The 13,605-nt window shown below is 74.5% G+C and carries 6 protein-coding genes; 1 reads left to right on the top strand and 5 read right to left on the bottom strand.

What is annotated here, in order from left to right:
- Positions 1–107: 107 nt before the first annotated feature.
- The 3 genes from OG906_RS04505 to OG906_RS04515 all read right to left on the bottom strand — a co-directional run bounded on the left by OG906_RS04505 (position 108) and on the right by OG906_RS04515 (position 1,441).
- A complete protein-coding gene (locus OG906_RS04505) occupies positions 108–461 on the bottom strand; it encodes a PRC-barrel domain-containing protein (protein ID WP_267799197.1) in 354 nt (117 codons plus the stop codon).
- Between the two features lie 255 nt (positions 462–716).
- Positions 717–878, bottom strand: a complete 162-nt coding sequence (locus OG906_RS04510; RefSeq protein ID WP_053676175.1) for a hypothetical protein — start codon at positions 876–878, stop codon at positions 717–719.
- A gap of 203 nt (positions 879–1,081) precedes the next feature.
- Positions 1,082–1,441 (bottom strand): hypothetical protein, encoded by a 360-nt coding sequence (locus OG906_RS04515; protein WP_329440180.1) that lies wholly within the window; start codon positions 1,439–1,441, stop codon positions 1,082–1,084.
- Positions 1,442–1,496: 55 nt separating this feature from the next.
- Here OG906_RS04515 and OG906_RS04520 point away from each other — a divergent pair, with 55 nt between their 5' ends.
- On the top strand, positions 1,497–1,772 hold the full coding sequence (locus OG906_RS04520) for an isoamylase early set domain-containing protein (protein WP_267798882.1): 276 nt from the start codon (positions 1,497–1,499) through the stop codon (positions 1,770–1,772).
- Positions 1,773–1,977: 205 nt separating this feature from the next.
- Here the strand turns inward: OG906_RS04520 and OG906_RS04525 are convergent, their stop codons facing one another.
- Both OG906_RS04525 and OG906_RS04530 read right to left on the bottom strand, forming a co-directional pair.
- Positions 1,978–2,631 (bottom strand): PASTA domain-containing protein, encoded by a 654-nt coding sequence (locus tag OG906_RS04525; protein WP_329440184.1) that lies wholly within the window; start codon positions 2,629–2,631, stop codon positions 1,978–1,980.
- A 154-nt stretch (positions 2,632–2,785) separates the two neighbouring features.
- On the bottom strand, positions 2,786–13,309 hold the full coding sequence (locus OG906_RS04530) for a hypothetical protein (protein ID WP_329440186.1): 10,524 nt from the start codon (positions 13,307–13,309) through the stop codon (positions 2,786–2,788).
- Between the last annotated feature and the right edge of the window lie 296 nt (positions 13,310–13,605).

Genomic DNA, 13,605 nt, shown 5'->3' on the forward strand with positions numbered 1-13,605 from the left:
GTGATCGTGGCCCGTGACGGCGTACTCCTCGTGACCGTGCGACGCACGACGGGGCGGGGGCGGCAGCCGTTCGGCTGTCGCCCCCGCCCGGGGTGTGCGCGCGTCCGTCAGACGCGGTGCGGCCCGTCGTAATAGCCGCCCACCTGACGGTGATAGTCCGCGTCACCGAGGTGCTTGTCCTTGTCGAACTCCGGAGCGTTCTTGATCTGCTCCTTGGTCCGATCGACATGGATCTTCTTGTCGTCCGCGTCGATCCGACTGACCGTCCCCGCCGGCAGGAGAACCTCCTTGCCGAAGATCCACGGACCGGTGTCGACCACGATGTACGCGGAACCCACCTCGTCGGAGTGCTTGTCGACCTTGCCGATGGAGCCGTCCGTCGCCTCGACCTTGTAGCCCGTCAGGTCCGCACCGGCCAGACGACCGGACGTCTCGCGGTAACCCCACACATTCTCAGTCATACGAAGAACTCCCTCACCACTCGAAATCAACGGAGGCTTTCTCCCGGCACATTCACCACCGCAGAGGCGCCGTTCCGCCACAACGCCGCCTGCCCCCGACCACCCCGCCCACACACCCCACACACCCTTTTTCTCGATCGACCCCGAAAGAGCAGGCCACACCCCCGAACACAAAGGCGAACCCGGACACGACCGTGGGGCCCGCCCCCGAAAGGACGGACCCCACAACACGTTCACCACAGACGGAACACCCGTCTACCAGCGGTACCAGCGGCCGCTCCCACCCTTCGGACGGGCAACGAACCCGACAAGCCACAACACCAGCACCGCGATCGCGACCCACCAAAGGATCTTCACCGCGAAACCGGCACCGAAAAGAATCAAAGCGAGCAGAAGAACAAGAAGCAGGGGAACCATGATTATCAACCTCCGAACAATCGAATGCCCCCACACCCCCAAGCCATGCACACCGGATTTACTTGTTTCTTATCGACGCAGGCGGGCAACCGGATGAGCCGTGTTCGTGACGGCAGTTGGCGCTGCTCCGGCCCGTCCTGTCGCGGAGCGGGAACGGGGCCGGGCCGCGCGGGGCGTGCGCGTGGGGCAGCGGGCGGGGAGGGTCAGGCGGCAAGCGCCCGGAGGAGTTCGTCGCGGGTCATGGTCGAGCGGCCGGGGATCTCCGCCGTGGTGGCCTTCTTGTAGAGGTCGGACGTGCTCAACGACCCGAGTTCGGCCGCCTCGGGTACGGAGCGGGCCCGTTTCCTCGCGGCGTGCTGCTTCTTCCCGCCCGGGGTGGAGGCGGCGGTCCCCTTGGCGGTGCCGGCCTTGGCGGATCCGGCGGCCCGTGCCTCACCGGCACACGGGGTGGGTCCGTCCTCACGTTGCCACGAGTCGTGACGGACCGCACCAGCACGCGACGGAAGGTCACCGTCGGTGCTCCGGAGCGCCGACCTGCGGGCGGGGGCCGGCGGCGCCATCATGAGTTCCGAGCGTCGCTCATCAAGGCCCGATACCGATCACGTCTGGAGTTGTGCCGTGCTCGAACGCAAGCGCCGCAAGGACCGCACCGAGGTCACCTTCGTCCTGCCCGCCGAGACCCCGCCCGGCCCGGTCAGTGTCGTGGGCGACTTCAACGCCTGGACTCCCGGCACCCACGAGCTCCGGCCGCGCCCCGACGGCACCCGCGCCGTCACCGTCGCCCTGCCCGCGAAGGCCGACCACTCCTTCCGCTACCTGGCCGCCGGCGACTACTGGTTCAACGACGACACCGTCGACGGCCGGCACGACGGAAACAGCCACCTCACCACCTGAAGGGGCCCGACCGGCCCCACGGGACAGCCACCGGCCCCCGCGCCGGCGGGAGATCGACCCCGCCGTCGCCGTGGCCTCGACCCCGCACCGCGATGCGGCACACGGGGTACCGCGCCGCGGACGATCGGTGCCGGTGGTTTCTCCACCGGACCCCGGAGGGGTCCACGCGTCCTCGCCTGAGGGCTTGGCCGCCGGCGGGGGCCGGTCAGGGGCACGACTCCCCGGTCTTGACCACCGTGAAGGCGACGGGAGCGCCGGACAGGGTGGCACCGGCCTTCGGGGTCTGCGTGCAGACCTTCCAGTTCGACTCCTGAAGGACCATGCGGCCCTGCGCGGTGGCGTCCTTGACGGTGATGCTCGCGTTCGAGGGCAGCGCGCCGCGGACGGCCTTCATGCCCTGGCCGACGAAGTCGGGCATGGTGGCGCCGGCCGGCGTGGGTGCGGCGACGTCACCGTCGGGGCAGGTCTCCTCGAGCTTGACGGTGCCGAAGTCGACGGTGGTGCCGGTGTCGACGCCGCTGCCCGCGGCAGGGGTCTGCGTACAGACCTTCCACGCGCGGTCGAGCACCTGGTTGCGGTCGCGGCCGAGGCTGTCGTGGGACTTCAGGAGGGGGAATCCGGCTGCCTGGGCTTCGTCCTGGGCGCTCTGCAGTCCCTTGCCGACCAGGTTCGGCAAGGTGGCCTTCCTGCTCTTGGCCGGGGGCGCGGTGGTCGCGGGAGGCGCCGCCGAGCCGGCGGGCACCGAACCGCCGGGCTTCGGATCGCGGCCCGCGGGGCTCTCGGTCGGCGCTTCGCAGGCGGTCAGGGCGAGGAACCCGGCGGCCACGGCGGCCAGGGCGATGCTGTGTTGAGTGCGCATCAGGACATCGTGTCCGCCCGGAGACCCGTACGAGGGGTCCGTGACGGCCCTGTGACATGCGACGCCGTACCGGATGCCCCGGGCGCTCGCGCCCGACCCGGATGAACGACGTGGTGCTCCCACGACCCCGGAGGCCGGCGGGGGACGCGACTCGTCAGGTACGGGTGGGGGTGGTGTACCGGGAGCCGTCGAAGAAGAGCCTCACGAGGTCTCCCGCCCCCGATCCGTACCGGTGGGTCCGTCCTCCCGGGACGGTGACCTCGATGGTGATGCCGAGGATCCGGGCGGCGGTGGCCGCGTCGTTCGCGGCCTCGCTGCCGGCCTCCCCCGGGGCGTCGGCCCGGCGCCCGAGGAGCCAGCGGAGGTGTTGGAGCGGGGTGAGGCCCAGCTCCTCGACGGTCAGCGAACCGCCGAGCAGCACCGCGTGCGCCGCCTGACCGGCGGTCAGGCTCACGTCCGTGGCGGCGAGATCCGCCACGGGCACGGGTTGGCGGCGGTCCAACAGGCGCCTGCCGCCCTCGTCGTCGAGCGTCGCCAGCAGTGCCTCCTCGAAGGACGCCCCCTGCCCGTCCGGCCCGCTCCGTCCGGGGGGTGTGCCGGTGTCGGCCGGGGTGGGAGCGGGGCCGATTTCCTGCCCGGCCCCGGGAGTGACGTCCTGCGGCGCCGTTTCCGGCGACCGGCCCCGCTCTCGCACTGGGGGCGTCGGCACGGTGGGCTGGGGGCGCGGGGTGTCCGTGAACGGCCGTTCGGTCCCCGTTCCCTCGACGGCGGACGACCGAACGGTGGGCTGGGCGGTGGGCGGGGCGGCCTCCGGTACCGGAGGCGGCAGCGGGCGGACGGGATCCGGGACGGCGAGGCGGTAATGGCGGTCGTCCAGGAGGAGGACCACGTGGGGGCGGGCCGTCTCCGTGGGGTCGACGAGTCCCTGGAGTCGGCCTGAGCCCGGTCGGTCGCCCGGGGTGAAGGTCTGGAAGGTGCCGTCACCGAGGACCACGGTCACGTCGATGCCGAAGGTCCGGGCGGCGAGGAGCGGGAGGAGATCGGCGGCGGCGTGGTCCCATCCGGTGTCGTCGTCGCTGTCGCCGGGCCTGTTCAGCTGGGCGGTGCCGAGGGCGGCGCGGGCGGCGGCGTCCAGGGTGGCGGCGTGCGGGACGACGCCGAGTTGGTCGAACTCGCGGCGGCCGGGCGTGCCGGCGGTGAGGTCCGGGGCCGGGCCGGTGGCGTCGATCTCGGCGGCGGTGAAGACGTCGCCGTCGTCCGGGGCCACGGCGGCGAGGAGGTCGGCGTCCGCGGGGTCGGTCAGGCGGGCGGCGAGGAGCCTGCGCAGGGCTCGGGGGGTGCCCGGGTCGGCCGGGTCGATGCCGTGCCGGGCCCGCAGGGCGGGCGCGGTCCTGGCCAGGCCTTCGGCGAGCGCGTGGAAGAAGCCGTCGCCGTCCCGGGGCACCTCGTGCACGGTGTACGCGAGGTGGTCGGGCGAGGTCAGCCGTGCGCCGTCGGTGGACGGGGTGTAGCGGGGCGTCGGGGGCCGCACGGCGGTGCCCGCCGGCGGGGGCTTCGGCGGGGCCGTGTACGTCACCGGGGCCGGTTCGGGGAGGCCGGCGAGGCGCCGGCGACCTTCGGCGGTGGCGTGGAGCCGGTGCCAGCGGGTGAGCCGGTCGGTGGCGGCGCGTACCCGGTGGAACTCGGCGGCGGCGGCCTCCGCCGTCCGGGCGAGGGCGTCGAGTTCGGCCCGGCGGGTGTCGAAGGCCCGGTCGGCCGCGTCGGTCCGGGCGGTCGCCCGGGCGAGGGCGGCGCGGGCGGCTTCGTCGGCGCGGACGGGGCCGGTGAGGCGGCGGGCGGCGGCCGTCTGCCGGGCGCGGGCCGCGGTGGTCCGCCGGTCGGCGCCGGTGCGCAGTGCGGTCGCGGTCCGCCGCGCCCGCTCGGTCCGGGAAACGGGGTCGGCGGTGGGCGGGGCGAGCCCGGGGGCCGCCGCGGTCTGCGGCGGCGCGGTCCGTTCGGCGGCGGCGAGTGCGGCGTCGGCGGTGGCGTGCAGACCGCGGGCGGTGGCGACGCGTCGGGCCGCGGCGTCGCGGAGCGCGGTGGCGGTGCGCCGGGCGGTGGCGAGACCGTCCTCGGCCTGGCGTACGGCGTCGGGGTCGGTGTCGCCGCCGGGCAGCGCGGCCCAGCCGTGGAGGGAGTCCAGGACTTCGCGGGCGGCGTCCTCGGTGGCCCGGGCGGTGCGCTCGGCCCGCTCGGTGTCGGCTTCGGCCTGCCGCAGGTCGGTCGACGTGGTGTCGAGGGCGTCGGCGGCGCTGTCCAGGGCGGTCGCCGCGGCGTGGTCCCGTACGGCGTCGGCCTCGGCACGGGCCAGGGTGGTGTCGGCGGTTTCGGAGGCGTCCAGGAGGGGGGCGAGGCGTCGGGCGGTGCCCTCGGCGGCGGTGCGGGCGGGGTCGAGGGCGGTCCGGGCGGCGTCCCGCCGCTCGCGCAGTCCGGTCGAGGCGCGGCGCTTCTTCCAGTACGCCTGGTCCGCCTCGGTCCAGGCCTTGGCCGCCTTGCCGGTGGCGTCCCAGGCGGCGGAGACCCGGGCGGGGAAGCCGGTGTCGTCGATCAGGCCGAGTTCCCGGGCGACGTCGTCGCGGATCCAGGCCAGGGCGTAGGTCCGGGAGGATACGGCCTTGGGGCCGCGCGGCGGGTGGCCGAAGGTTCCGGCGAGGAACCGGCCGAGACCGCTGTCCTTGATGCCGCGGTGCACCTCGGCAACGCTCAGCCAGTCCGTGGGGACGGCGAACAGGAAGGCCCGGCCGGTCTTGGGTTTGACGTTGAGCGAGGAGAGCCGTTCCTCGCCGACCGGGGCGCCGTCGCCGTCCGCGCCTTCGGGGCCGGTGGTGTTCGCGGTCAGGGGATTGAGGCCGGTGTCCTCGGTGCGGATCGCGACGCCCCCGCCGAACGCGGAGTCCTGGGCGTTCTCGTGGCTCACGGAGGTGCCGACGCCCTCGGCGCCCTCGCGCAGGACCTCGAGTTTCTTGCCGTCGGCGACGGACAGCAGGACCGCCCGGGAGAAGTCCGGTTTCGCGTGCAGGGAGAGCCGGGCTGAGTCGGTGCCGGCCGCGTTGCGGTGGGTGAGCCCGGGGACCTCGTATCCGGCCGGGGTGAGGGCCTGGTCGTAGAAGGTGGACAGCGCCGTGTCGGTGGTGCCGTCCTCCAGGGTCTGCGCGGCGCCGCCGCCGGGCCGGGTGAGGGCGGTTCCGGCGGCGCGGGACAGGAGTTCCCCGCGCCGCTCCCGTGTGACGTCGGCGTCGTCCAGGTCGTCGAGGGCGAGCCCGTAGGCCTCGCCGATGGCGCGCAGGCCTGCCTCCCGGACGTGTTCCAGGCCGATGATGCGGCGGACGTGGAAGCCGTTCTCGGGGAAGGTGAACGGCCGTGCGGTGCCGTCTCCGTGGAGGGTGTCGGGGCCGAGGAGTTCCGGGCGCGGGCCGGACCGGGGCGGGGTGGCGACGGTGAGGTCGGGCGGGGCGAGCCGGGGGTCGGGCGCGGGGTCGGCGGGGTCGGGGTCCGGGGCCATCAGGCTGAGCGGTACGTGTTCGCTCAGGTCGCCGATGGCGCCGGTGGCGGAGATCCGCTGCTTGCCGGCGAACCGCCGCAGCGCGGTGCGGGCTGCTGTGGATCCGGCGTCCGGGCCCGGTGTCCCGGGGGTTTGCGGGGCGTGGTCGAACTCCAGGGTGAGGCGCAGCCGGTAGGGGGTGGTGGTCTCGGCGTGCGGTTCGGTCGACGCCGCCCGGTAGGTGGTACTGGTGGAGGCGGACAGGGAGGTCGAGACCGAGCGCCGCGACGTGCCGGTCTCGGTGTAGGTGGGTCCGGAGGCGACCGCGGTGGGGTCGCCGGTGTACACGCTTTCGCCGACGAGTACGCCGATGTCCCGGCCGGAGGTGAACTCGGCTCCCTCCTGCCGGGTTTCGACGGCCCGCCGGTTCTCCTCCATCTCGGTGCCGTGGTCGAGCATCCGCAAGGCGGGGGTGCCGGGGAGGAGTTCCACGCGGATCCGGGCCCGGCGGCCGCCGATCCGGACGCTGCCCCAGCCCCAGCCGCCGGTCCGGGCGGGGGCGCTCGTGCCCGTTCCGGTCATCTCCCGGTGCAGGGCGCGCAGGACGCGGGAGGTCACGTGCCGGCGGATGTCCTCCTGGGCGTCGTCGTCGACGCCCAGCGCGCGCACCTTCGCCTGGAAGGCGGCGAGGACATCGGTCGGATCGAGGGTGTTGACGGGGTACGTGCCGAAGGAGTTTCCGCGCGTCCAGGGCTGCGGGGACCAGCCCTTGGCGGTGTAGCGGGGCACGTCTCCCATGCCGTCGTCGAGGAGCCCCAGCAGGTGGGCGCTCTTCTCCGGCACGTGGGCGAGCCAGCCGCCGGGAACGGTGGTGACCGATCCGGCGGCGCCGGCGAGGGAGGAGGGGACGACGGGAAGCCGGGCGGCGGTGGCGCCGAGCATGCTGGACACCATCGCCGTGCCGTGCTCGACCGTGCCGGTGATCAGTACCTGGTGGCCGAAGCTCTTGAGGTTGAGGTCGGCGACGACGCTGCGGGCGAGGGTCCGGCTGAGCTGCGTGCTCTCGGACCAGGGGTTGACGACGAATCCGTAGGCACCGAGGGGGCCGTGGGCGTTGGCGTGCGGTTTGGCGTAGGTGAGCTGTCCGCCGAAGGAGTGCGTGACGCTGCGCCCGGTCTTGCCCGTCGCCTGGGTGGCGCTGCCGAGGACCATCTCGGTGTCCATCTCGACCGGTCCGGTCAGCGCGTGGATCCCGCGGACCGCCGTGTAGTGCCGGAAGGTGCCCCACAGGGTGCCGTACGGCGGTTTGCCCATCAGGCCGGCCAGGGCGAAGCCGAGCGGGCCGGAGCTCTGGTCGAAGTTGGCGGTGGCGTACTGCGGTTGGAAGGCCCGCATGACGGCTTCCCGGGCCGGGGCGCCCTCGTGGGAGAACTGCCAGGAACCGCCGGAGGCGGTGCGCACGACGTCGGCGACGGCGTCGACCAGTGCGGGTGGCACGAGGACGGTGACGGTGAGGAAGGGGTGGTGCTGGAGGTCCCGGAAGAGGCGGTCGCCGCGCCGGTGCGCCCGGCCCCCGGCCTCGGGGTCGCCGCTCGCCGCGAGGTTCCCGGTGGCGAGGGCGTGGGCCCGGCGGCGGGGCATGGGCACGCTCGCCGGTGGGCCGCCGAGGGCGCGGTAGGGGTTGGGGGCGCCGGGGCGGTGCGGGTCGACCGCGGGGGCGTGCCGATCGGGGATGCTGATCAGGACCTGCCCGGTGACCGGGCCCCCGCGGACGGGGATGCCGTGCGGTCCGGTGCCGATGAGCGGGGCCCGGGGGCTCTGGAAGACGAACGGTTGGGTGCCGAGCAGCCCGAGGGTGGCGACGCCGCGCAGCATCCCGCGGAAGCGCCAGTACCCGCCGTGGCTCACGCTGAGCGCGAGGTCGTAGCGGTAGAGGTGGGAGGGCTTGGTGCTCACCGACATCGGCTCGTTGGTCGCGGAGGAGCCGTGACCGGATTCGGAGTCGTGCCGGACCGTGCTCCGCCAGCCGAGGGAGAGCACTCCGGCGTTGCCGGGGGCACCGATGGCCTCGCCGGCTCCCGGGTCCGGGTCGCGGAAGGCGAGTTGGAGGTCGGCTCCGCCGCCCGTCGTGCGCGTGCGGCTCTCCTGGCCGTCGAGCCGCTGGCCGCCCGGCGCGCTGTGCCGCAGCTTGAGGTCGTCCTGGCGGCCCTCGTACCGGCGGTTGGTGAGTTCGCCCTGCACCAGCACGTACCGGTGGCCCTGGCCGAGGGTGCCGGGTTCGGTGAGGCGGATGCGGATGCCGGTGGTGGTCAGGGCTTCCAGGCCCGCGGCCAGGCTCAGGTGCGAGAGGGCGGCCAGGACGGTCAGCGTGTTCGACAGGGCGGTCTGGTAGGCGTCGGCGTCGTTCCACCGGGAGGCGGGGCGGGGCGGTCCGAGCGGGCCGGCGCTCGCGCCGGCGGCCCGGGCCCGGGCGAGGAGGCTTCGGCGCACCGGCGGGGCGAGTTCGTCGAGGGGGGCGACCATGGCGGGATGGGTCCGGGCGAGGGCGGTCAGCACCGTGTCGGTGAACGCGTCCAGGAGGGTGCGGGGGCGGCCGTCGACCTCGTGGGTGCGGCGGCCGTCGGCGTGGGCGAACTCCTCGACGCGGTGCATGCCGAGGGTGGGCGGGTGGTCGGGGGTGAGGTAGGCCGGGGCGTGGGGTTCGGGCGCGCCGTGACGGAGCGCCAGGGTCGTTCCGTCGTCCCAGCCGGCGAGCCTGCGGGCCTCCGTGCGGGTCATGCGGTCCAGGCTCCAGGTGTGGAAGCGCTCGGCCGGCTCTCCGCTGCCGGCGTGGCGCACGTACACCATCTTGCGGACCAGGTACAGGCCGGTCGGTGCGCCCTTGACCTGGCCGGAGGTCTTGAGTCCGCCGAAGCCGCCGAGTGCGGTGGTGCGGGACACCGAGAAGAGGTGGCGGAAGGCCGGGCCGAACTGGAGGCGCAGGTTGAGTACGTCGCCGCCCAGGTCGAGGAAGTTGAAGGCGGGGCCGAGCACGCCGTCGATGCCGAGGTTGGCGCCCTTGGTCAGGGAGCGGTCGTTGCGGACGGTGGAGGTGGCGATGTCGCGCAGTTCGGCGTCCGGGGTCTCCGTGACGAGGGTGGCGCGGACGGGCACCACGCGCTCGACCACGAAGACGCCGAGCGGGGTGCGGCGGCGGTCGTCCGCGAACAGCGGGGCGGTGGTCAGCCGTCCGGCGGCCAGCATCCGGGCGTGCCGCTGGAAGGATTCGCCGGAGAAGAACGCGTCCAGCTCCTGATGGGCGGAGCTGCCGGGCACGGCGCCGATCCGGGCGGCGGCCCAGTCCCGGATGCGGCTGACGGGGCCGAAGCCCTCGGTGCGCACCAGCCGGTATTGCGTCTGGTGGTCCATGGCGATCGAGCGGGGTGTCCGGCCCGGCTTCGACGGCTTCACGGCGCTGTCCGGCAGGCGCAGCGCGAGTCCGTCGCGGACGGTGAAGCCGACCTGCGCCGCGCGTGCCGGGCCGGCGGTCCCCGGCGGCGTCGGGTCGGTGATCAGCCGGCCGTCGGCGTCGGTGACGCGGAGGGTGAGGTGGAGGTCGTCCAGGTAGACGTGGGAGCCGTCGAGGGTGCGCGTCTCCGCTTGCGCGGAGGCGTGGTCGAGGTGGCCGTAGCCCACTTTGGTGCTGAACCCGCCGCGCAGGGTGAGCCGACCGAAGCCGCCGAACGCGGCGGCGGAGGAGGGCCCGAGGAACGGTCCGCCCAGGCCCAGTTGCGTCGTGGACCGCACGCTGCTGTTCCGGCCGGCCTGGACGGTGGCCCGATCCATCGTGTCGATCTTGGTCGGGCTGCCGTACGTGTCGGCGAACCGTTCCCAGTTTCCGTGGTGGCGGGCGGTGACGTGCAGGACCCTGGCCTCTCCGGCGGCGTTGGTGTACGGGAAGGCGAGCCCGCCGATCAGGGCGCGGGGGCGGCGGCGCAGGGCCGCGCGCAGATCCGCCAGGGGGCCGGCGCCGGCGGGAGTGCCGGGTTCGGGTGCCGTGGGCCGCAGGGACGCGTCGCGCCGTACCAGGGCCTCGGCTTCGGCGGCGATCAGCTCGGCGCCGCGCAGGACGACGCTGCTCTGGCCGAAGGTCGCCGGTTGGGAGAGGAGTTCCTCCATCAGGTCGGCGGGGGCGTCCGCGAGCAGGGAGGCCAGGTCGTCGATGTACGCGGGGATGCCCGTCCCGTCCGTGAACCGGGTGCGACCGCCCCTGGCGGTCGGCGCCGGCGCGCCCCGGTCCAACCGGGGCGGGCGGGTCCCGTCCAGGCGGTTGCCGGTACCGGTGGCGGGGGTTGAGGGGGCCGGGGTGCTGGAGGGGACCGGCGTGGTCGAGGAGGTCGCGGGGGTGGGGGCCGCGGGCGGGACCGGAGGGTGCCCCGACACGGGCGCCTGGCCGGTCGTGGTCGGTGGTGGATCCGCGGGCCGGGGCGCGCGCGGCTCCGCGCCCCGGGGACCGCCGACCGTACGGATCGGCCGTGCGACCGGATCGGGAGCGGGGTCGCCGGGCGGTGCCTCGGTGAGGTCACCGACGTGGGCGGCCAGGAGACTCAGGTGGCGGCCTCGCAGGCCGGCCTGCGCGAGCCCGGGCGGAGCCGGCCGGGTGTAGTCGCCGAGCAGGCTGCCGGGGACGTCCGGACGCCCGGTGGCCTCGACGCTCCGGGCCTCGTCGCGCAGACCGAGTTGGTGCGCGATCTCGTGGGCGTAGTCGACGGGCTCCGCGTCCGCCCACCAGGCCGTCCGGGTCATCGGCTGGTCGCGGCCGGCCAGGGTGACCGTGAGTCCGTTGGGGTGCGGGTCGTCCGCCGTCTGCTCGACGGTGACGTGGAGCCGCCCACCGTCCGGCAGCCGGTGCGCCGGCTCGTTGAAGTACGCCTCGACCCCGCCCCGCACCTTGTCCCACACGTCCGCCGGCAGGCCCCCGGGGCCGGTGGCGACGCGGACGGTGAGGTCCGTGACCTGGTCGCCGTCGTGGGCGACCTGCCGGACCTCGAACTTGGACCGCACCACGTACCGGGTGCTCTCCCCCGGTCGTGCGGGATCGGCGGGCGTGGACACCGGGTCGACCCAGGTGTGTGCGCGCGTGACCGGGGGTACGGCGGCCCGTGCGGCCTCCCAGGCCGCGTTCCCGGTCAGGGGGGTGGCGGGGGCGGGAGGGATGACGGCGCCCGGCTCCCGTGCGCCGTGCGACGCGTCGTCTTCCGTGTCGTTCGCCGCGTTGTCCGCCGCGCCGTCTTGGGTGTCGTTCGCCGCGTCGTCTTCGGTGTGGTCCGCCGCGTCGTCCGCCGCCTTCCGTTCGGGCACCGACCGGCCCCGTTCGCCCTTCGCGTCGGCTTCGTGCGTGCCGGGGTCCCGGCGGGTCGGGGGCGCGCCCGCGTCCCGCCCGGCCTTCGAGGCGTCGGGAGTCGCGCGGGGGTCCGTACCGCTGTCGGCGGTGGGACCGGACGACGTGGGGCGCGGTACGGCCGACACCGGGTCCGGCTCCGTACCCGGGTCCGTTCTGTCCGCGGCCGGTCCGTCTCCCGCGCCGGCAGCGGGAGGGGGGCTGCCCGCGGGGCGGGCGGAGTTGACGGTGTGCGGCGTGGGGAGTTCCGGTGCTTCGTCGCCGGACCCGTCGGCGTACGGTCCCGTCCCCGCGGCCCGCTCCGGAGCTGTCGCCGCCTCTTTGATCGCGGGCGAGGAGGACGGAACCGAGGCGCCGCCCGTCGAGGTACCCGGGCCGGGGGCCCGGGGGCCCCGAGGGTCGGCGGGGACAAGAGTCGGGCCCGGGCCCCCCGGGGTGATGGTCGTGGTTCCCGTCGTACGGCTCGTGGGCGGGTGGGGGTCGAGGACGGCGGGGGTCGCACGGCCGGAGCCGTCGTAGGACGCGGGGACGCTCGACGTGAGGACGCGGGACGGCGGACCGGGCGGAACGGGCAGCGCGGGCGTGTGCGGCCGCGACGACGGGGTGAGTACGGACGCTCGGGCGCCCGAGGGGTCGGTGCCCGCCGCGATCGGCGCCGCGGAGGGTACCGGCACGGGGGCAGGGGCCGGGAACGCCGCGGGGACGGTCGGGGTGGCGCTGCCCGAGGAGCGCGGCCCGCCCGTTCCTCCCGGACCACCGCGCCCCGGGAGCCGGTTGACGGACGAGGAATCACCCGCTCCCAGGTCCGGGAGGAGGGCACGGTGCAGCCAGAGGGCGCCGCCGCCGACGGCGCCCCCGGCGATCGTCTCGAACGCCGAACTGGTGCCGGATCCGACGAAGGTGTCCCACGAGAACTCCCAGGTCCCCTCGAAGACGCCCTGGATCAGGGTCTCACCGGCGGCCTCGCTGACCGCGCCGACGACGAACGCCTCCGCAACCTCGTTCACCCCGTCGAGCAGGGTGGTGAAGCGCGGATGGTCCTTGGCGAAGCGGTCGAAGTCGTCGAAGGAGTGCTTGAACCAGTTCCGGACGTGGTCGGCGGCTCCGCCGAGGGCACCGCCGAGCAGACCGACGACCGCGCCGAAGGCGGCGGACTTGCCGACGTCCTTCCAGTCGATGCCGTCCGGCCGACGGTCGTTCGGGTTCAGGGCGATCTGGGCGAGGCGCACGGCGAGGGTCTGGAGGGCCTCTTCGAGGGCTCCGGTGAGGCTGGGGGCGAGATGGGTCATGCGCAGCAGCCGGTCCACGACGAGGAGGACGGCAAGCCGGCTCCGGGCGCGGGCCAACGCCATCTGCGACACGGACGTACCACCGGTGATCACGGCGAGGGCCGCCAGCAGGGCCAGTTCGAGGAGGAGCGCGACGATCTCCGCGATGATCTCCCACTTGGCCTGCTGGATGTTCATGGAGTGGTCGACCTGGCCCCGGGCGATGTCGTCGAGTTGGTCGGTCATCGCGTCGAGGTGGTTCACTCCCCCGTCGTCGGTGAGCAACGACAGGCCCCGGACGTAGCGGTCCGCCACCTCCCGGGGCAGGGCGGTGGACGCCTCCGCGATGGACTGCCGGATCTCGTCCCGCAGTTCCCTGATGCCCCGGCCGAGCCGCAGGTACAACTCGCGGCTGTCGTAGGCGAGGTTCTCGCGGGCCTGCACCGGCATTTCGCCGATCAGCACCCACAGCATCCGCCGGACGTCCTCCGGGAAGTCGATCTCCTGCATCTAACGCTCCGCCCGGCGCGTTCCGTCCGGCGTGTCGGACGGTGAGGGCGTGAGGTTGTCTTGACGCACGGTCGGACTCCGTCGGGTGGGCGGCGGTGTGCGGCGCCAGAGGGGCCGGGGATCGCCCGATGCTAGGCCGAGGAGCGACGCACCACCCAACGTCGAATGCCGGGAAGGTGACGCTTCGCCGGGTTCCCGAAGAAGAGCGGGGCAAGTGTTCCGGCGCCCGTTCCCCGGGCTTAAGTCCACTCACCCCGCGGCGATTCCCACCGACCGCGCGAGCCGCCTCCGCTCGG

It is taken from the genome of Streptomyces sp. NBC_01426 (assembly GCF_036231985.1).
Lineage (GTDB): Bacteria > Actinomycetota > Actinomycetes > Streptomycetales > Streptomycetaceae > Streptomyces.